Origin of the sequence: Cetobacterium somerae, assembly GCF_022430525.1 — a bacterium.
GTDB lineage: Bacteria > Fusobacteriota > Fusobacteriia > Fusobacteriales > Fusobacteriaceae > Cetobacterium_A.
In genome coordinates this window covers 490,246-509,547 of the sequence record NZ_CP092519.1, presented here as the reverse complement: position 1 = coordinate 509,547, position 19,302 = coordinate 490,246, and the positions used below count along the sequence as shown (strand labels likewise).

Below are 19,302 nucleotides of genomic sequence, written 5' to 3'. Positions count from 1 at the left end.
AATCAAGGAGGATTTAAAATGCTATTTTACAGACCTAACTACCTAATGATGACCGCTGGGCCTACTACTGTTTCAGGAAATACTTTACATGCAAGAAGTAAGGTATTCGGAAACCCCGATCTTGATCCTGACTTTTTAAGTTATTATAAATTTGTTTGTCATAGACTTAGAAATTTTATTGGATCAGATCATTCTAAAATTCTTATAATGAGTGGAGAAGGAATGCTTGGTTTGGATTCAGCTTGTGCTTCTCTTACTGAAAAGGGAGATAGAGTTCTTGTTATCTCTAATGGGTTCTTTGGAGAAGGTTTTAAAGAACTTATTGAGCCTTATGGTGGGGAAGTTACTGTCTTTGAATCAAGTTGGAAGAAATCAATTGATTTAGAAACTCTTAAAGATTTTCTAGAAAAAGACTCTGATTTTAAATATGCTACAGTAATACATTGTGATACTCCTAGTGGACTTCTTAATGATATTGGTCCTGTGTGTCAACTTCTAAAGTCTAAAGGTATTTTAACTGTAGTTGATACAGTTGCAGCTCTTGGTGGAGTTGACTTTAGAATGGATGAATGGAATATTGACATTATGCTGTCTGCATCTCAAAAAGTTTTCTCAGCTGCTCCAGGTCTTACGATAGTTGCTGTTAGTAATGACGCTTGGTATGCAATGGAAAATAGAACAACTCCTATTCCATCTTTTTATTGTAATTTATTACACTGGAAAAATATAGAGGAAAAAAAATCTTTTCCTTATACTATGCCAGCTAGTGATATTATCAGTTTAGGAACTGCTATTGATAATCTACTATCTGAAACTTTATTTAGAGTGTTTGATAGACACGAGGAAATGAGAGATCTTTGTATTGAAAGACTTAAAGACCTTGGGTGCTCTCTATATTTAGAATCTAATTTCTCACCTACAGTTACAGCTTTTTATCCTCCTGAAGGAATAAGAGCAGAGGATTTATTAGTTCATCTAAGAACCAAATATAATATTCTACTTTCTGGATCTTATGGTCCTCTAGCTGGAAAGGTTATTAGAATTGGACATATGGGTGAAAATGCTCGTGAAGACAGAGTTAGATTTACTCTTGATTGTTTAGAAAAAGCTATCATAGATTTAAAATAAAAAAAGTCGGATTAATCCGACTTTTTTATATCTCTTGTCTTCCGTCTAAAGCTCTTGATATAGTTGCTACATCAGCAAATTCTATATTTCCACCCATTGGAATCCCACTAGCTATTTTTGTTACTTTTATATCAAATGTCTTTAAGAGTTTTGTTAAGTATAAAGCTGTTGTTTCTCCCTCTAAATCTGGATTTAACGCAAGAATAACCTCTTTTATATCTTCTTTTGCCACTCTTTCTAACAATGATTTTAAATTTAGTTTATCCGGAGTCATTCCGTTTAATGGATCTATTTTACCATTTAAAACATGATAACTTCCTTTATATCTTTTTGTTTTTTCTAAAGGAATTATATCTCTACTATCCTCTACAACGCAAATAATATTCTTATCTCTAAATTCATCTCTACATATATCACAAGTATCATTTTCACTAAAATTACCACAAATTGAACATTTTTTTACAGTTTCTTTTACATCTTTCAAAGCTTTTGAAAATCTCTCAACTTCTTGATCTGACATTTCTAAAACATGAAATGCTAACCTAACCGCACTTTTTCTTCCAATTCCAGGTAACCTATTAAATTCATCTATTAATATCTCTAATGACTTAGTTGCCATTTAAACTCCTTACTACTTTTTTTCTATTGGAGCTTTTTGAGCTAATGTTCTTGTAATCTCTTTTATGCTTTTAGAAATTTCTCTTCTTTCTTTTCCTAACTCAGCATTTTTGATTATATAATCATCAACTCTATCCTCGTAATCACCCTTCATATTTTCGATTATATCAATAATCTCAGCATAAGACATTCCAGGTTTTAGGTACTCCTTTAAGTTTGTTAAAAGATCAACTCTTTTTCTGTTATCTCTTACTTTTCTATCATTATCTTCAATTTCTCTTTTAATCTTATTTTTTCTTCTTTCTTTTCTAACAACGTCTAAAACTGTAATCATATTCTCATCAGCTCCTATTTACAAAGTGTTAATGCTAATTCATAATCTTTTCTAATATCATATTTTCTTTTACCTTCCCAAGCAAATGAAATTGGATGAGTTACTAATTCATTACTTTCAATTCCTACCATAACTCCACCTTCTCCTGCTTCAAGAAGCTCAACTGCTTTTGCTCCCATTTTAGTTGCTAAAACTCTATCAAATCCTGATGGAGTTCCACCTCTTTGAACGTGAGCTAAAACTACACTTCTTACCTCTGTTGTTACTTTCTCTTTTAATTGCTTTTCAATTTCAAAAACACTTCCAACACCTTCAGCTACTAAAACTATATCGTGTAACTTCCCTTGTCTTCTTCTCTCTTTAATTTGATAAGCCAACATCTCAATTGGTTCCTCTATTTCAGGAATTAAAACTCCGTCTCCTCCACCTGCTAATGTAGCATGAAGAGCTAAATCTCCTGCATGTCTTCCCATTACTTCCATTAATATTGTTCTTTCATGTGAAGTTGCTGTATCTCTTAATTTTGACATAGCATCTAGTATTGTATTTAAACATGTGTCAAAACCTATTGTATAGTCTGTTCCTATTATATCATTGTCTATTGTTCCAGGTAATCCTACAACCTTAAATCCGTGCTCTTTAGATAATAAATCAGCACCTCTATAAGATCCATCTCCTCCTACAACTACAATACCTTCAATTCCTCTTTTCTTTAAATTCTCTGCAGCTATTGCTCTGAATTTTGGATCTTTAAACTCTAAACATCTAGCTGTTAAAAGAACTGTTCCACCTCTATCAATAATTCCAGATACATGGCTTCCATTCATTTGGAATATCTCATCGTGAACCATTCCTAAATATCCTCTTCTTACTCCGTATACTTCCATCCCTTTTGCTAAGGCTACTTTAGCTACCGCTCTTACTGCAGCGTTCATTCCAGGAGCGTCTCCTCCACTTGTTAAAACAGCTATTTTTTTCATAAGCTTAACACCTCCGACACTTTCTATTAAAATTTAGATTGTTTTCTCTGTAAAACTTCCCATTTTTCTAAACTTATTATATCTATTTTTTAGTAAAGTATCTACATCTAATTTAGATAACTCTAAAAGTGATGATAAAATAACACTTTTTAGATCATTTGCTGCACACTTATAATCTCTGTGAGCTCCTCCTAGAGGTTCCTTAACTATACCGTCAATTATACCTAAACTTTGTAAACTATGACCTGATATTTTTAAGTTATTTGCTGCTTCTGAGGCTTTAGAAGAATCTTTATAAAGAATTGCCGCACATCCTTCTGGAGATATTACAGAATAAACTGAATTTTCTAACATATAAACTTTATCTGCTACTCCTAATGCTAAAGCACCTCCTGACCCTCCTTCACCTATTACAACAGAAATTATTGGTACTTTTAAGCCTGCCATTTCCAATAAGTTTCTAGCAATAGCCTCTCCTTGTCCATGTTTTTCTGCTTCTATCCCAGGGTATGCCCCTGCTGTATCTATTAAGTTTACTATAGGAATTGAGAATCTTTCAGCCATTTTAAATAATCTTAGGGCCTTTCTATATCCTTCAGGACTTGCCATTCCAAAATTTCTAAAGATATTCTCTTCAATAGTTCTTCCTTTTTGATGTCCTACAATCATAACTTTTTTTCCATCTATTTTGCAAAGACCTCCAACTATTGCAGCATCATCTTTACATAATCTATCTCCATGAAGCTCTATAAAATCTGTTGTCATATTTTCTATATAATCTAATGTATATGGTCTTTCTGGATGACGAGCTATGGCTACTCTATCCCAATCTGTTAAGTCTTCATACGCAGCTTTTAAATATTCATCTCTTTGTTTTGAAAGTTTTTCTATCTCTAAGCTTAAATCTATATTTTTTTCTTTTGAAAAATTTTTAAGTTCTACTATTTTAGTTTCTAAATCTAAAATTTCACTATTAAATTTCATGTCACTCTCCTGTAAATAAACGATTTCTAGATTATATTATCTAAAACTTTATGAAGAGTTCTCTTCATATCCTCTCTTTTTGTTATAACATCAACCATTCCACACTCTTGTAAAAATTCACTTCTTTGGAATCCATTTGGTAATTTTTGCTTTATTGTTTGCTCAATTACTCTTTGTCCTGCAAATCCTATTAAAGCATCTGGCTCTGTCATAATTATATCTCCTAACATTGCAAATGAAGCTGTTACTCCTCCTGTTGTTGGATTTACTGGAATAGAAATAAAAGGAACTCCTACTTCTCTTAATTTTTCTAATGCTGCTGAAGTTTTTGCCATTTGCATAAGTGAAAGTATTCCTTCATGCATTCTAGCTCCTCCAGATGAAGATACTACAACTACTGGAACTTTAAACTTTATTCCTCTTTCTATTGCTCTTGTGATTTTTTCTCCTACTACAGATCCCATACTTCCACCTAAGAAATCGAAATCCATAACAGCTATACTTACTTTTATTCCAAAAATATCTCCAATTCCTGCTACAACACCCTCTAACATTCCTGTTTTTTCTACTGCTGCTTCATATTTTTCTGTGTATCCTGGAAAATCTAGTGGATTTTCTGAAGTTAAATTTTTATCCATCTCTTGGAAAGTTCCCTCATCTATTAGAAGAGCAATTCTCTCCTTAGCACTCATTGAGAAATAGTAGTCACAATGTGGACATTTTTGTAAATTTTGTTCAATATCATTTTTATAAACAATCTCATGACACTCTGGACATTTTTCCCAAAGTCCTGTTATTTTTGTTTTCTTTATTATTTTTTCCTCTTTTTCTTCAACTTTTTTATTTTCTGATTTATTTTCTTTAACAGTTAAAGTCGCATACTTTTTTTTATTCAAAGAAAAAAACTTCATATTTTCCTCCTGAAACTTCTATTTATTTTTAAACATTTCAATATCTCATTCTATAAGATTTTTCATTATATTTCAATAATTATTTGATTTTGACACCTTTATATTATAGAATATGTATTGATAATGTTCATGAAATGGGTGATTAAAATTACACGTGATATTAATAAATTAAGAGAAGAAATTGATAAAATAGATAAAAAAATTGTAGAGTTAATTCTGAACAGAATGAATATTGTTCACCAAGTTGGTGTAACAAAATCAAAAGACAACAGCCGTATATATGTTCCAGAAAGAGAGGTTGCTATTTATAAAAAATTAAGTACCTTTTCAGGAATTAAAACTGATGAAATCCAAAGTTTTTATACTGAAATTATATCTTTTTGTCGAAAACTTGAAGGCGTACTAAATGTAGGTATAAAATACAACGCTTTATCTTTAGTTGGATTAAAAAAAATTTTTGGAGAATATGTCAATCCTGTTGTTATTAATCAGTTTGAAGAACTGAATTTAGATTCTGTTAAATATATTTTAGCTCCATTTTCTAAAGAAATTATAGATTTTATCGAAAACAATAACTGGTTCCTTATTAATAAAGTTAATTTAAATAAAGAGATTTTATATTTATTTTCCTCTTATAATAATTCTCTTTTTAAAGATAATGATATAACTTATATTTTACATAATAGTATAATTTCTAAAGAGTATATAAAAGTTGATTCAGATCTTTTTATAAATTTAATTCCATTTAAAAACTTAAAAGATTTTGAAAATTTAAATGTTAAAATCTTAGGTACTATACCTAGCATATAATTTATTTTTAAAGGGGGGAGTTACAATGTTAAAAAAATTTACAGCTATATCTTTTATTTTTTTCTTAACTGGATGTAATAATCTTTCGATACCAAATCCTATGGAAAATACAGAAAACACTGAGCGAATGACTACTTCTGTTGATTCTGAAAACGAAGTAATCGGTATTGGTTCTGCTAAAATTGCAAGTAGTGGTACATTAGTTGCAACTGGAAAAGCTGTTCGTGAAGCTAAAGAAAAATTAAAATCTAAAATTTTATCTGAAGAAGAGATAGTTTTTAAATCTTTTTTAGTTCCTGCTGATCCTTATACTAAAAAAATACTATCTCCTGCTTTATCTGATTTAATGGATTATACTGCTACTCAACTTGTACAAAAATCAATTGAAAAAGATACTTGGATGGAAAATAATAAAGTTTATGTAGTATATAGTATTTCAAAAAATGAAATTTTATCTGAATCTCAAAATATATTTATTCAATATATTGATGATATAACAAGTAAATTCCAACTTATTAAAGAGGGGGTAACACAAACACAATGAATATAGAAACACTAAATTTAAATAGTAGCTATCAGAAAAATGAACTTAAGGAGTTTTTAAAAAAGTTTCAATTAAATTTTGATGAAACTATCGATTACTCTTTAGTTATTAGAAAAAATGAGGAAATTGTCGCAACAGCCTCTAAAAGTAAAAATATAATAAAATGCTTTGCTATAGATGATTCTTTAAGAGGTGAAGGGGTTACAAACACTCTTGTTACAACGCTTCTTAACAAATCTTTTGATCAAGGAATTTTTCATACTTTTGTTTTTACAAAACCTTCAAATGAAGATATTTTTAAAGGTGTTGGATTTAAACCAATTTCAAAAACTGATAAAGTAGCACTTCTTGAAATTGGAATGAACTCTATTGATAAAACTATTGATAAAATGAAATCACAATTAGCTTGGGAAGAAAATAGCAATAATGGTCTTCTTATAATGAATTGCAATCCTTTCACTTTAGGTCATCAGTTTCTTATTGAAACTGCTGCTAAAAAAATGGATAATATTTTAGTTTTAGTTGTTGAAGAGGATAAATCTTCTTTTCCATTTTTAGATAGAATTACTCTAGTAAAAAAAGGAACAGAGCATTTAACAAATGTAACTGTTCTACCTAGTACAGAATATGTTATATCTTCAGCTACATTTCCTAATTACTTTTTAAGAAAAGAAGACGATTCTTTAGTTGAATTTATGAAATTAGATACTAAAGTAACTGCTGAACACTTTTGCAAAAAACTAAATATTTCAACTAGATTTGTTGGTGAAGAACCGTTTTGTGAAGTAACTAAAAAATACAATGATACTATGATTGAAACTTTTAAAGAATTTAATTTAAAAGTTTGTATTATTCCAAGAAAAGAGATGGAGCATTGTGCTATAAGTGCCTCACAAGTTCGTGCTCTTTTAAAAGAAGATAAATTAAATGAAGTTAAGAATTTAGTTCCATATTCTACTTATGAATACTTAATTTCAGAAAAAGGGAAGGAGATTACAGAGAGAATCAAAAATTCTAACTCTGTTCACTAATTATAAATGTTTAATTTAGAAGAATTTTTATTAATGAGAGAAAAAAGAGTAGAGATTCAAAATGAGGTTATTGAAAATTTTAAAAATCCTATTTTAGTCTTGAGAGCTAACTATCCTGGAGAGGAAAAGAATAGTTTTGTTGCTAAATATATTATTGAAATTATAAAAGATGAAATTTTAGAAATTTTCAACTCACAAATTATATATTCAAAAAAAATTGAATCCATCGAAGGGCCTACATATATATATTCAATTAATTATTCTGGTAAAAATATAAAAAAAATTGCCATGGAAATTGAAGAATCTCATATTTTAGGTCGATGTGTTGATATTGATGTTTTCGATAATAACGGCTATCCATTTTCTAGAAAAGACTTTGGTGGAGAAAAAAGACAATGTCTTCTTTGCAATGATATGGCCTTTGTTTGTGCTAGAACTAAAAAACATACCCAAAAAGAGATTCAAATAGCTATTGAAAAGAGACTAGAAGAATACTTAAATTCTGAGAAAAATAAAATTGAGATAATAAACACTTTCTCAAATCTAGCATTAAAATCAATTATCTTAGAAGTTTCTGCTTCACCATCTTTTGGATTAGTTTCTCCTCATACTAATGGCTCCCATGAAGATATGGATTTTTTCACCTTTATCGACAGTGGATTTTCTTTAAATAATTACTTTAAAAAAGTTGTAAATGCAGGATATTCGCCCTTATCAGTTGATTTAATTTTTAAGAAAATAAGATTTATGGGAAAAATTGCTGAAGATGATATGTTTTTAGCTACTCATAACGTTAATACACACAAGGGAATGATTTTCTTAATGGGTATTACTGCCGCTTTAGGTGCTAAAGCAAAGTATGAAAATTTATCATTTAATGATATTTCTTCTTTAATAAAAGAGATGTGTCGAGATATTTTAAAAGACTTTAATAATATTCATAAAAAATCTTCTCTTACTCATGGAGAAAAGCTATATATTAAACATGGAGTGGTTGGTGTAAGAGGAATTGTAAAAAATGGTTTAGATATTATTTTTAATAACTCCGTTAAAATTTTTGAAAAATCTTTAATTTCTGGTGAGCATATTAATCATGCAATGATTAGAACACTTATATTTTTAATGAGTAATTTAGAAGATACAACCATTTTACACAGACACGATATTGAAATTCTAAATTTTGTAAAACTTAAAGCTAAAGATTTGCATTTAAAATTTAATAATAACTCTTTAGATATAAATTTATTAACTGAAATTGAAAAAGAATTTATAGAAAAAAGAATCAGTCCAGGTGGAGCTGCTGACCTTCTTGCGATTACAATGTTTTTATACTTTATAAAACCATATTTTTAAGTTTTTTAAAGAGACTATTTTTATAAAATAGTCTCTTTTTATATAGTTATAAATATTTTATAGCTTCTTTTATAATCTCTGCTGTTAATCCCCATATAACCTTATCTTCATAAATATAAATATAAACCTCTCTTGGAGAACTCTTCCAAGGTGTGTGATACATTTTAGGTAAATTTAATTCCACTGCTGGAAATACAAATTTCTCCCCATTTTCATAATAATAAGGCTTAGTTTCTACTTCTAATTTTTCAATTCTTGGAGGATTTTTTTTAAAGAAATCAATAGGGACTAAAAAACACTCTTCGACCTCATCCTCATTTATTTTTAATTCCCTTAATTTTTTCTCTTCTATAATACCTAAAAAAGCTTCTACCATTATCCCTGATGGTATAATTAATGTACCTATTTTTCCTTTAACATCTACTCCAACTATACCAATTTCCTCATTACACTCTCTTAATGCCGCTTCTAAACTAGTTTCGCCTACTTCTATTTTTCCACCTGGAAAAGATACATCTCCTCCTTGCCTTACTCCTCTAGCTCTTTTTTCAAACAAAAAATATTTCTTGTCATTTTTTTCAATAACTAATGCTATCACAGCTGAATTAAAATATTTTTCCTTCCCAATTATTTTTTCTGTAAAATCTATATTCATTATAACTCCCTCCTCTAAATTTATTATAATCTTTATTTCATAAAAATCCTTCATTTTTTTATTTTTGATTGTTTTTGAAAGAATTTGAAAGAAAATGATTGATTTTTATTTTACACTATGATAATATACTTTCTATAAAGGATGTGATTTTATGTTGAATATAGAAAGAGAAAATTCTATTTTAGAACTTTTAAAACAAAAAGAGGTTATAAAAATCCAAGAAATCGTTGAATTTTTAAATATTTCAGAAGCTACTGCTCGAAGAGATTTAGCTTCTTTAGAAAAAAAAGAACTTGTTAAAAGAGTTCACGGTGGAGCTATCTTAAATAACTCTTTAGATACTACAAAGGATTTTAACATCCAATACAGAAGAAATCTTAATAGAGTGGAAAAAGAAAAAATTGCTAAATATGCCGCAAGTTTAATTAAGAGAGATTCCTATATTTTCTTAGATGCTGGAACAACAACTCTTTGTATGATTAAGTATTTGAAAAATCTTAATATTAAAGTTGTAACAAACGGATTAAATTTAATAGATGAATTGGAAAAATATGAAATTGAAAGTTACTTAATAGGCGGTAAAATTAAAAGTAAAACTAGCTGTACTGTTGGATTTTCAGCAGCTCAATATATAAAAACTTTTAATTTTCAATATGCTTTTATTGGTGTTAATGCTATTACTTTAGATGGATATAGCACACCTGACTTTGAAGAAGCTCTTATTAAAAGTGAAGCTATTAATAAAAGTACGGATACTTTTTTTCTTTGTGACCATTCAAAAATTGGGAAAAGTAGTTTTACTATTTTTTCTACTTTAGATAAAGGGACTTTAATTACAGATAAGCCACTTTCTAAAGAATATAAAAATATAGTAAAAGTGGAGGTAGTAAAATGATATACACGTTAACTTTAAATCCTGCTTTAGATTATTTTTTATCCTTTGATTCTTTTATCGAAGGAAATTTAAACACTCCTAAAGAAACGTATAAACTTCCTGGAGGAAAAGGAATCAATGTATCTAAAATTTTAAAAAATTTTAATACAGAATCAATTTGTTTAGGATTTATTGGTGGATTTACTGGAGAATTTATAAAGAATACTTTAAATCACGATGGTTTAAATACTAAGTTTTTTAATGTTAACGAAGATACTCGTATAAATATTAAAATAAATAATAATGGACTTGAAAGTGAAATTGCAGGAACTTCTCCTACAATTTCAAAGGAAAATCTTCAAGAGTTACTAAATTTTTTAAAAACTAATCTTAAATCTAATGATATTTTAGCTCTATCTGGAAGCGTTCCATCTTCTTTACCTTCTAGTATATATGCTGATATTATTGAAAGCATTCCAAAGGATGTAAAAGTTATTTTAGATACTAGAGGTCTTCCTTTTGAAATTGCTTTAAAAAAAGGCGTGTTTTTAATAAAGCCAAACAAGGATGAAATCAATGAATTTTTCAACTCTAATTTTTCAACTACTGAAGAGTTAGTTGAAGCTGGTAAAAAATTACAAAAGTTGGGAGCTGAAAATGTTTTAATATCCTTAGGTTCTAAAGGATCTATTTTTATAACACAAAATGAAATTTTTATAAGTGGTGTTCCTAAAGGTACTCTTATTAGTTCAAATGGTTCTGGAGATTCAATGATTGGTGGATTTATATATGGTCTTAGCAAATCTTTATCTTTAAAAGAATGCTATGAGATTGGAATTGCTTCTGGAAGTGCTACTGCTTTTTCTAAAGGATTAGCAACTTTTAATACTATGACAAATTTATTAAAAGATATTAAAGTTATTAATTTATAAATGGGAGGAATATTATGTTAGATAAAATGTTAGTGAAAGATTGTATAAAATTAAATTTAAATGCTAAAAGTAAAATTGAAGTTATTGATGAACTTGTTGATGTTCTTTACAATGCTGGTAGACTTAATGATAAAGATGAATTTAGAAAAACTATTTTAAATAGAGAGGAGCAAAGTTCTACTGGTTTAGAAGAAGGAATTGCTATTCCTCACGGAAAATCATCATCTGTTAAAATTCCTACTGTTGCATTTGGACTTTCTAAAGAAGGAATTGATTACGATTCTTTAGATGGTGAGCCATCTAAATTATTTTTCATGATTGCTGCTCCTGCTGATGCTACTGATTCACATATTGAAACATTATCTCAACTGACATCTCTTTTATTAGATGATGATATTAGAGAACAGCTTTTAAAAGTAAAAACAGAGCAAGAAGTTCTAGATATTCTTTTAAAAGAGGATAATGTAGGAGAAGAACTTGTCCCGCCTAAAGATGAGAATAATAACTACCAGGTACTTGCAGTAACTGCTTGTCCTACTGGAATTGCTCATACATATATGGCCGCTGAAGCTTTAAACAAAAAAGCTAAAGAGATGGGAATTAAAATCAAAGTAGAAACTAATGGATCTACAGGTGTTAAAAATCACCTTACAGATGAAGAGATTAAAAATGCAAAAGGAATTATAATTGCTGCTGATAAAAATGTTGAAATGGCTAGATTTAATGGAAAGCATGTTGAAATTGTTGGAGTTAAAGAGGGAATTAAAAGACCTCAAGAATTAATTCAAAAAGCTTTAGATCAAACTGCGCCAGTGTATTCAAATAAAGAAACAAAAACATCTTCTGGAACTAGTGAAAGAAAGGGATTCTATAAGCATTTAATGAGTGGGGTTTCTAATATGCTGCCATTCGTTGTTGGTGGAGGTATTTTAATTGCAATATCTTTCATATTTGGTATAAAGGCATCTGATCCTACTGATCCAAGTTTTAGTCCAATCGCTAAACTTTTAATGGATATTGGTGGTGGAAATGCTTTCTTCTTAATGGTTCCAGTTCTTGCAGGGTTTATAGGAATGAGTATTGCAGATAGACCTGGATTTGCTCCCGCTATGGTTGGAGGTTTAATTTCTGCTAATAATGGTGGAGGTTTCCTTGGTGGTTTAGTTGGAGGTTTCCTTGGTGGTTATGTTATTCTATTCTTAAAAAAGGTATTCGCTAAACTTCCTGAAAAGCTAGAAGGAATTAAGCCTGTTCTTTTATATCCTTTATTTGGAATTTTAATAACTGGTGTTCTTATGTATACTGTTGTTATATCTCCAGTTGCTGCTGTAAATGGTGGAATTACTAATTTCTTAAATTCTCTTGGTACTGGTAACCTTATCTTATTAGGAGCTATTGTTGGTGGTATGATGGCTATTGATATGGGAGGTCCTATCAATAAAGCTGCATTTACATTTGGTATTGCTGCTATTGCTGCTGGAAACTATTATCCACATGCTGCTGTTATGGCCGGTGGTATGACTCCACCTTTAGGAATTGCTTTAGCAACTACTTTCTTTAAAAATAAATTCTCTAAAGAGGAAAGAGAAGCTGGTTTAACTAACTATATAATGGGAGCGTCTTTTATTACTGAAGGAGCTATTCCTTTTGCTGCTGCTGATCCAATTAGAGTTATTCCTAGTTGCGTTATAGGATCTGCTCTAGCTGGTGGTTTATCTATGGCATTTAAATGTCAATTACCTGCACCTCATGGTGGATTATTTGTTTTACCTATTATTACAAATCCAATGATGTATTTATTATCTGTTGCTATTGGTGCTTTTGTAACTTGTATTTTAATTGGTATAACTAAACCTGCTAAAAATATATAACTTATTGAGTTTAAAGGGGTTATTATAACCCCTTTTTTATTTTTTTGTCAAATTTAAAAAATTAACTGTTATTTAACTTGACATTTAAAATTAATATAGTATACTTAATATTGATAAGAGACAAAAGGAGATCAAAATGAACTCAAATTTCGAAAAGATTTTAATCAAAAACAACAAAATACTTGCAGTAAAGGACCTTCAATCTTTAGAAAAAGCTCTTTCAAGCTCCTCTAAGATAATATTTCTTCTAAGTAGTGATATTTGTTCTATTGAAGAAACTACTCGTCTTATCAAAGCAAGTGGTAAACTATGCTTTATTCACCTTGATATGATTCAAGGTTTAAATACTAAAGATAACTCAGCAATAGACTATTTAAGAGACAATACTTTTGCAGATGGAATTATAACTACCAAATCTCAAGTTGCTAAATATGCACATAAAATTGGTTTTTTAGTTATTCTAAGGTGTTTTTTAATAGATTCATTATCTTTAACTACTACTGAAAAACTTTTTAACGAAATATATATTGATGCAATTGAAATTCTACCTGGAGTTATGCCTAAAATTATTGAACAAATTTCAAAGCAAAGCTCTATCCCAATTATCGCTGGTGGACTTATCTCCGATCACGAAGATGTCGATCTAGCTTTAAAAAGTGGTGCTGTTGCTATATCTACAACAAAACTAAATATTATAAATTAGTTTAGCTAGAGATATTAGAGAAGCTATTCAATTAAACAGAATTTCTAAAAATTCTCTTTTTTTGAATAGCTTTTTTTTAATATATAAAAAATAAATATGGGAGGATATCATGAATGTTTTTGTAGCTGAGTTTATAGGTACTGCAATTCTTGTTTTACTTGGTAATGGTGTTGTTGCAAATGTGGTTTTAAACAAAAGTAAAGGAAACAACTCTGGATGGATTGTTATTACTACTGCTTGGGGACTAGCGGTTATGACTGGAGCTTACTGCGTAGGATGGATTAGTGGCGCTCATCTTAACCCCGCTTTAACTATTGGATTTGCTGTTGCAGGTCTTTTTCCAGCCAATCTTGTTTTAGGTTACGTTGTTGCACAAATTTTAGGAGCTATGTTTGGACAAATTTTTGTATATCTTACTTACAAAAGACATTATGACGAGACAACTGATAATGGAGCAATCTTAGCTTCTTTTTCTACAGGACCTGCTATCAGAGATTTAAAATGGAACTTTGTAACAGAAGCCATTGGAACTTTTATGCTTGTTTTTGGATTATTAGCTATTGGTCATGTTAACAACCAAGCTTTCACTGCTACTTTACCAAATGGTGATGTAGTTAGAGGATTTACTGGTATTTTAGGACCATTATTAGCTGGATTTTATGTATGGAGTTTAGGTTTAAGTTTGGGTGGACCCACAGGTTATGCAATTAATCCTGCAAGAGATTTAGGACCTAGAATTATGCATGCTATTTTACCTATTATAAACAAAGGTGACTCTGATTGGTCTTACGCTTGGGTACCTGTAGCTGGCCCTATCGTAGGTGGTATTATAGGTGCTATTACTTTTGCTGCTCTTTTTAACTAAAATATAATAAATTAGGGAGGATTTTCTATGAAGTATATAATCGCATTAGATCAAGGAACAACTAGCTCAAGAGCTATAATTTTTGACGAACAACAAAATATTGTGGCAAGTGCACAAAAAGAGTTTAGACAAATCTATCCAAAAGAGGGATGGGTTGAACATGATCCTATGGAAATTTGGGCTAGTCAAAGTGGAGTTCTTGCTGAAGCTATAGCACAATCTGGTGTTTCTCAGCATGATGTTATAGGTATTGGAATTACTAATCAAAGAGAAACTACTATTGTTTGGAATAAGCTAACTGGAAAACCTGTTTATAATGCAATTGTATGGCAGTGTAGAAGAACTGCTCACATCTGCGATGATTTAAAAGCTAAAGGATTATCTGAATATATAAGAGATAATACTGGTCTTGTTGTAGATGCCTATTTCTCAGGAACTAAAATCAAATGGATTTTAGATAACGTTGAAGGTGCTAGAGAGCAGGCTGAAAGAGGAGAGCTACTTTTTGGTACTGTTGATACATGGTTAATTTGGAAATTAACTAATGGAAAATCACATGCTACAGATTACACAAACGCTTCTAGAACTATGATTTATAATATTAAAGATCTTTGTTGGGATGAAAAACTTTTAAAAGAGCTAGATATTCCTAAATCTATGCTTCCTGAAGTTAAAGATTCAAGTGGAACATTTGGATATGCTAATCTTGGTGGAAAAGGTGGACATAGAGTTCCTATCTGTGGTGTTGCTGGAGATCAACAAGCTGCTCTATTTGGACAAGCTTGCTTTGAAAAAGGAGAAGCTAAAAATACTTATGGAACTGGTTGCTTTATGCTTATGAATACAGGAAGTAGAATGTACCAAAGTAAAAATGGTCTTTTAACTACTATAGCTATTGGATTAGATGGGAAAGTTGAGTATGCTCTTGAAGGAAGTATCTTTGTTGCTGGTGCTGCAGTTCAATGGCTAAGAGATGAACTAAAGTTAATTACAGATTCTAGAGATACAGAATATTTTGCTAGTAAAGTTAAAGATAATGGTGGCGTTTATTTTGTTCCAGCATTTGTTGGCTTAGGGACTCCTCACTGGGATATGTACGCTAGAGGTGCTATTGTTGGACTAACTAGAGGTGCTAATAAAAATCATATTATTAGAGCTACTTTAGAATCTATTGCTTATCAAACTAGAGATGTTCTTGAAGCTATGCAAGAGGACTCTGGAATTGAATTAAAAGCTTTAAAAGTTGATGGTGGAGCATCTGCTAACAACTTCTTAATGCAATTCCAATCTGATATTGTGGGTAAAGAGGTTCACAGACCTTCTACTGTTGAAACAACAGCTTTAGGAGCTGCATATCTTGCAGGTCTTGCAGTTGGTTTCTGGAATGATAAAAATGAGATTAAACAAAATTGGTGTCTTGAAAAAACATTTGCTCCTACTATGACTGAAGAAGATAGAGATTTAAAACATAGTAAATGGAAAAGAGCTGTTGAAAGATCTTTAAATTGGGAGCTTGACTAATTTAAAAAAAAGTAGTATATTTAAATTAGATAAAAATTAAATATTAGCAATAGAGATGAAGAGAGCTAAAAAAGGTATTGGTGATTATATCACCACCTTTTTCTGCTCTCTTTTTTGCTATTAAAAACTAGGAGGGTATTTTATGTATGATATTTTAATCATTGGTGCTGGTATTGTTGGAACTGGTATCGCTAGAGAGCTTTCTAAATACAAATTAAAAGTTGCAGTTTTAGAAAAAGATACTGATGTGGCTAATGAAACTACTAAAGCTAACAGTGCAATTGTTCATGGAGGGTACGACGCTAAAGAAGGGTCTCTTATGGCTAAATTAAATGTTTTAGGTAACTCTTTATATGAAGATTTATGCAATGAACTTTCTGTTCCTTTTAAACGTAATGGTTCCCTTGTATTAGCATTTAATGATGAAGAGGTTGAACATCTTAATGTACTTTACAACAGAGGTATCATAAATAAAGTTCCTGGCTTAGCTATTATCACCCAAGAGAAACTAAGAGAACTTGAACCAAACGTTGATGAAAAAGCTATTGCTGCACTACATTGTGCTTCTGCTGGAATTGTTTCACCTTGGGAGTTTGCTGAAGCCCTTATAGATAATGCTGTTGAAAATGGTGTTGAATTATTTTTAAATACAGAAGTTGAAAATATTGAAAAAACAGATGATATTTTCCATATTTATACAAACACAGGAGTTTTTCATGGAAAATATGTAATTAACTGTACTGGAGTTCACGCTGATCTTATTCATAAAATGATTGCACCTGAATCTTTTAAAATACTTCCAAGAAAAGGTGAATATTTTGTCTTAGATAAAAACCAAGGAAAAAGAGTAAATCAAACTGTTTTTCAATGTCCTTCTAAACTTGGAAAAGGAATACTTGTAACTCCAACAGTTCATGGTAATTTACTTGTTGGTCCTGATGCTCAAGATATTGATAATAGATACGATGTTTCTACAGCTACTGATAGACTTGATTATATTAAATTTAAAGGAAGTCACTCTATAAAAGATATCAACTTTAGAGAAAATATTAGAACATTTGCTGGAATTAGAGCAGAATCAGATAGGGGCGATTTTATTGTTGAAGAATCATCTATTAAAGGTTTCTTTGATATTGCAGGAATAAAATCACCTGGATTATCTGCTGCACCTGCCATTGCTTTAGCAGCTATTGATTTATTGAAAGATAGCGGTGCTCATCTTATAAAAAAAGAGAATTTTGTTACACCTAGAAAGCATACTCTTTTCATGCATCTTTCACCAGAAGAAAAAGCTCAAAAAATTAAAGAAGATAATAGATTTGGGAGAATAATTTGTAGATGTGAAATGATTACTGAAGGTGAGATTGTTGAAGCTATTCATAGACCTGTTAAGGCTACAACAATGGATGCAGTTAAAAGAAGATGTAGACCTGGATCTGGTAGATGTCAAGGTGGTTTCTGTGGACCTAGAGTTCAAGAAATTATTGCTAGAGAGTTAAATAAAGATATCAAAGACGTTATCTTAGATAAAGCTAATTCTTATATTCTAATAGAGGAGTTGAAAAAATAATGAGATATGATGTTGTTGTTATAGGTGGAGGTCCTGCTGGTCTTGCTGCTGCTAAATCAGCTTATGAAAATGGTGCTAAAAATATCGTTATTTTAGAAAGAGATAAAGAGCTTGGTGGTATTTTACAGCAATGTATCCACAACGGTTTTGGGCTTCATAGATTCAAAGAGGAGTTAACTGGTCCTGAATATGCTCAGAAATATATTGAATTTGTTAAACAATATCCTATTGATATTAAACTAGAAACTATGGTTTTAAACATCTCTAAAGATAGAGTTGTATCTATGATTAATCCTGTAGATGGATATCAAGAGATTGAGGCTGGATCTGTAATTTTAGCTATGGGATGTAGAGAGAGAACTAGAGGAGCTATTGCTATTCCTGGCGAAAGACCTTCAGGAATATTTACAGCTGGTGCTGCTCAAAGATATATAAACATGGAAGGATATATGGTAGGAAAAAAAGCTCTAATTCTTGGAAGTGGGGATATTGGACTTATTATGGCTAGAAGAATGACTTTAGAAGGTGCTAAAGTAGAAGCTGTCGTAGAATTAATGCCATTTTCTGGTGGGTTAAATAGAAATATCGTTCAATGTCTTGATGATTTTAATATTCCATTACTTCTATCTCATACTGTTGTTGATATTAAAGGAAAGGACAGACTCGAAAAAGTGATTATTGCAAAAGTCGACGAAAACAGAAAACCTATCCCTGGTACTGAAGTTGAATATGAGTGTGACACACTTCTTTTATCAGTTGGACTTATTCCTGAAAATGATTTATCTAAGGAAGCTGGTGTTATTTTAGATAATAGAACTAATGGTCCTATTGTTAATAACTCAATGGAAACAAGTATTCCTGGTGTTTTTGCTTGTGGAAATGTAGTTCATGTTCATGATCTTGTAGATTTCGTTAGTGAAGAGGGCGAAAGAGCAGGAAAATTCGCAGCATGCTATATAGCCGAAGAAAATTGTAAATTAGAAAATGTTTCTAATATAAAAAATGGTAACGGTATTGTTTATACTGTTCCTCAAGTTATTAATTTAGATAATCTACAAAATAAATTAGAAATTTTTATGAGAGTAAATAATATATATAAAAATAAAAAAATTGTAGTTAGAGAAGGAGATAATATTATTGCAAGCTTCAAAAGAGCTCACTTAGCTCCAGGGGAGATGGAAAAAGTTCTTCTTCCTGAGGTACTATTAAAAAGAATTTCTAAAGATATTGTTATTGAGCTACAGGAGGTATAATAATGAAAGAGATGATATGTATTTTATGTCCTATGGGATGCCATTTAAATATAGATATTGAAAATGATTATAAAGTTACTGGAAACTCATGTCCTAAAGGAGCTGTTTATGGTAAAGAGGAGCTCATTGCTCCTAAAAGAGTTGTTACTTCTATCGTTAGAGTAAGTGGAGGAATTCATCATATGGTTCCTGTTAAAACAGATAAACCTATTCCGAAAGAGTTAGTTTTCCAATGTATGGAACTTTTAAAAGATATTAAAATCCAATCACCACAAAAAATTGGAACAGTTGTTTTAAACAATATTTTAGGAACTGATGCTAATATAGTTTTAACTAGAGATATCTAGACTTGAATTTTGTATCTT

The 19,302-nt window shown here is 30.4% G+C and carries 20 protein-coding genes; 14 read left to right on the top strand and 6 right to left on the bottom strand.

Annotated elements, in window-relative coordinates:
- The first annotated feature begins 18 nt into the window (after window positions 1–18).
- On the top strand, window positions 19–1,128 hold the full coding sequence (locus MKD34_RS02265) for a pyridoxal-phosphate-dependent aminotransferase family protein (protein ID WP_240219543.1): 1,110 nt from the start codon (window positions 19–21) through the stop codon (window positions 1,126–1,128).
- 25 nt (window positions 1,129–1,153) lie between these two features.
- On the opposite strand, the gene recR is transcribed toward MKD34_RS02265, so the two are convergent.
- The 5 genes from recR to accD are packed head-to-tail and all read right to left on the bottom strand — an operon-like array spanning window position 1,154 to window position 4,955.
- Window positions 1,154–1,747, bottom strand: a complete 594-nt coding sequence (gene recR / locus MKD34_RS02260; protein ID WP_240219542.1) for a recombination mediator RecR — start codon at window positions 1,745–1,747, stop codon at window positions 1,154–1,156.
- 12 nt (window positions 1,748–1,759) lie between these two features.
- A complete protein-coding gene (locus tag MKD34_RS02255; RefSeq protein ID WP_240219541.1) occupies window positions 1,760–2,080 on the bottom strand; it encodes a DUF496 family protein in 321 nt (106 codons plus the stop codon).
- A gap of 14 nt (window positions 2,081–2,094) precedes the next feature.
- Window positions 2,095–3,060, bottom strand: a complete 966-nt coding sequence (gene pfkA / locus MKD34_RS02250; protein WP_023051012.1) for a 6-phosphofructokinase — start codon at window positions 3,058–3,060, stop codon at window positions 2,095–2,097.
- Between the two features lie 33 nt (window positions 3,061–3,093).
- Entirely contained in the window at window positions 3,094–4,044 is a 951-nt protein-coding gene (locus MKD34_RS02245; protein WP_240219540.1) for an acetyl-CoA carboxylase carboxyltransferase subunit alpha, read from the bottom strand.
- Between the two features lie 26 nt (window positions 4,045–4,070).
- Entirely contained in the window at window positions 4,071–4,955 is an 885-nt protein-coding gene (gene accD / locus MKD34_RS02240; RefSeq protein ID WP_023051014.1) for an acetyl-CoA carboxylase, carboxyltransferase subunit beta, read from the bottom strand.
- Window positions 4,956–5,093: 138 nt separating this feature from the next.
- Here accD and MKD34_RS02235 point away from each other — a divergent pair, with 138 nt between their 5' ends.
- The 4 genes from MKD34_RS02235 to citX are packed head-to-tail and all read left to right on the top strand — an operon-like array spanning window position 5,094 to window position 8,693.
- Window positions 5,094–5,765, top strand: a complete 672-nt coding sequence (locus MKD34_RS02235) for a chorismate mutase (protein WP_240219539.1) — start codon at window positions 5,094–5,096, stop codon at window positions 5,763–5,765.
- A 25-nt stretch (window positions 5,766–5,790) separates the two neighbouring features.
- The gene (locus MKD34_RS02230) at window positions 5,791–6,309 is read left to right on the top strand and encodes a hypothetical protein (RefSeq protein ID WP_023051016.1); all 519 of its coding nucleotides are present in this window, start codon (window positions 5,791–5,793) and stop codon (window positions 6,307–6,309) included.
- Window positions 6,306–7,340 carry a [citrate (pro-3S)-lyase] ligase gene (citC, locus tag MKD34_RS02225; protein WP_240219538.1) on the top strand — a complete coding sequence of 345 codons (1,035 nt, stop codon included), beginning with the start codon at window positions 6,306–6,308 and terminating at the stop codon, window positions 7,338–7,340. Before MKD34_RS02230 ends, citC begins: the two co-directional genes overlap by 4 nt.
- A 6-nt stretch (window positions 7,341–7,346) precedes the next feature.
- Window positions 7,347–8,693 carry a citrate lyase holo-[acyl-carrier protein] synthase gene (gene citX, locus MKD34_RS02220; protein ID WP_282441577.1) on the top strand — a complete coding sequence of 449 codons (1,347 nt, stop codon included), beginning with the start codon at window positions 7,347–7,349 and terminating at the stop codon, window positions 8,691–8,693.
- Between the two features lie 46 nt (window positions 8,694–8,739).
- Here citX and MKD34_RS02215 read toward each other — a convergent pair whose 3' ends face one another.
- Window positions 8,740–9,348 (bottom strand): NUDIX hydrolase, encoded by a 609-nt coding sequence (locus MKD34_RS02215; RefSeq protein ID WP_240219536.1) that lies wholly within the window; start codon window positions 9,346–9,348, stop codon window positions 8,740–8,742.
- Window positions 9,349–9,499: 151 nt separating this feature from the next.
- Between MKD34_RS02215 and MKD34_RS02210 the strand changes: the two genes are divergently transcribed.
- The 9 genes from MKD34_RS02210 (at window position 9,500) to MKD34_RS02170 (ending at window position 19,284) form a co-directional block, all read left to right on the top strand.
- Entirely contained in the window at window positions 9,500–10,243 is a 744-nt protein-coding gene (locus tag MKD34_RS02210) for a DeoR/GlpR family DNA-binding transcription regulator (RefSeq protein ID WP_240219535.1), read from the top strand.
- Window positions 10,240–11,154, top strand: coding sequence for a 1-phosphofructokinase (pfkB, locus tag MKD34_RS02205; protein WP_240219534.1), 915 nt, complete (start codon window positions 10,240–10,242; stop codon window positions 11,152–11,154). Before MKD34_RS02210 ends, pfkB begins: the two co-directional genes overlap by 4 nt.
- 14 nt (window positions 11,155–11,168) lie before the next feature.
- Complete coding sequence (locus MKD34_RS02200) at window positions 11,169–13,025, top strand: PTS fructose transporter subunit IIABC (protein ID WP_240219533.1); 1,857 nt, start codon at window positions 11,169–11,171, stop codon at window positions 13,023–13,025.
- Window positions 13,026–13,161: 136 nt separating this feature from the next.
- Window positions 13,162–13,728 carry a glycerol-3-phosphate responsive antiterminator gene (locus tag MKD34_RS02195; RefSeq protein WP_240219532.1) on the top strand — a complete coding sequence of 189 codons (567 nt, stop codon included), beginning with the start codon at window positions 13,162–13,164 and terminating at the stop codon, window positions 13,726–13,728.
- A 109-nt stretch (window positions 13,729–13,837) separates the two neighbouring features.
- Complete coding sequence (locus tag MKD34_RS02190; protein WP_240219531.1) at window positions 13,838–14,593, top strand: MIP/aquaporin family protein; 756 nt, start codon at window positions 13,838–13,840, stop codon at window positions 14,591–14,593.
- Window positions 14,594–14,620: 27 nt separating this feature from the next.
- Window positions 14,621–16,114, top strand: coding sequence for a glycerol kinase GlpK (gene glpK / locus MKD34_RS02185; protein WP_240219530.1), 1,494 nt, complete (start codon window positions 14,621–14,623; stop codon window positions 16,112–16,114).
- 142 nt (window positions 16,115–16,256) lie between these two features.
- Window positions 16,257–17,684, top strand: coding sequence for an NAD(P)/FAD-dependent oxidoreductase (locus MKD34_RS02180; RefSeq protein WP_240219529.1), 1,428 nt, complete (start codon window positions 16,257–16,259; stop codon window positions 17,682–17,684).
- Complete coding sequence (locus tag MKD34_RS02175; protein ID WP_240219528.1) at window positions 17,684–18,937, top strand: NAD(P)/FAD-dependent oxidoreductase; 1,254 nt, start codon at window positions 17,684–17,686, stop codon at window positions 18,935–18,937. Before MKD34_RS02180 ends, MKD34_RS02175 begins: the two co-directional genes overlap by 1 nt.
- Window positions 18,937–19,284, top strand: a complete 348-nt coding sequence (locus tag MKD34_RS02170; protein WP_240220027.1) for a DUF1667 domain-containing protein — start codon at window positions 18,937–18,939, stop codon at window positions 19,282–19,284. Before MKD34_RS02175 ends, MKD34_RS02170 begins: the two co-directional genes overlap by 1 nt.
- Window positions 19,285–19,302 lie beyond the last annotated feature (18 nt).

Bases quoted from the DNA above. Each gene is read 5' to 3' on its own strand.
- MKD34_RS02210 (WP_240219535.1), top strand. From the start codon at position 9,500: ATGTTGAATATAGAAAGAGAAAATTCTATTTTAGAACTTTTAAAACAA.
- citX (WP_282441577.1), top strand. From the start codon at position 7,347: ATGTTTAATTTAGAAGAATTTTTATTAATGAGAGAAAAAAGAGTAGAG.
- pfkA (WP_023051012.1), bottom strand. From the start codon at position 3,060: ATGAAAAAAATAGCTGTTTTAACAAGTGGAGGAGACGCTCCTGGAATG.
- MKD34_RS02200 (WP_240219533.1), top strand. From the start codon at position 11,169: ATGTTAGATAAAATGTTAGTGAAAGATTGTATAAAATTAAATTTAAAT.
- pfkB (WP_240219534.1), top strand. From the start codon at position 10,240: ATGATATACACGTTAACTTTAAATCCTGCTTTAGATTATTTTTTATCC.
- citC (WP_240219538.1), top strand. From the start codon at position 6,306: ATGAATATAGAAACACTAAATTTAAATAGTAGCTATCAGAAAAATGAA.
- MKD34_RS02265 (WP_240219543.1), top strand. From the start codon at position 19: ATGCTATTTTACAGACCTAACTACCTAATGATGACCGCTGGGCCTACT.
- MKD34_RS02195 (WP_240219532.1), top strand. From the start codon at position 13,162: ATGAACTCAAATTTCGAAAAGATTTTAATCAAAAACAACAAAATACTT.
- MKD34_RS02245 (WP_240219540.1), bottom strand. From the start codon at position 4,044: ATGAAATTTAATAGTGAAATTTTAGATTTAGAAACTAAAATAGTAGAA.
- MKD34_RS02190 (WP_240219531.1), top strand. From the start codon at position 13,838: ATGAATGTTTTTGTAGCTGAGTTTATAGGTACTGCAATTCTTGTTTTA.
- glpK (WP_240219530.1), top strand. From the start codon at position 14,621: ATGAAGTATATAATCGCATTAGATCAAGGAACAACTAGCTCAAGAGCT.
- MKD34_RS02215 (WP_240219536.1), bottom strand. From the start codon at position 9,348: ATGAATATAGATTTTACAGAAAAAATAATTGGGAAGGAAAAATATTTT.
- MKD34_RS02255 (WP_240219541.1), bottom strand. From the start codon at position 2,080: ATGATTACAGTTTTAGACGTTGTTAGAAAAGAAAGAAGAAAAAATAAG.
- recR (WP_240219542.1), bottom strand. From the start codon at position 1,747: ATGGCAACTAAGTCATTAGAGATATTAATAGATGAATTTAATAGGTTA.
- accD (WP_023051014.1), bottom strand. From the start codon at position 4,955: ATGAAGTTTTTTTCTTTGAATAAAAAAAAGTATGCGACTTTAACTGTT.
- MKD34_RS02230 (WP_023051016.1), top strand. From the start codon at position 5,791: ATGTTAAAAAAATTTACAGCTATATCTTTTATTTTTTTCTTAACTGGA.
- MKD34_RS02180 (WP_240219529.1), top strand. From the start codon at position 16,257: ATGTATGATATTTTAATCATTGGTGCTGGTATTGTTGGAACTGGTATC.
- MKD34_RS02175 (WP_240219528.1), top strand. From the start codon at position 17,684: ATGAGATATGATGTTGTTGTTATAGGTGGAGGTCCTGCTGGTCTTGCT.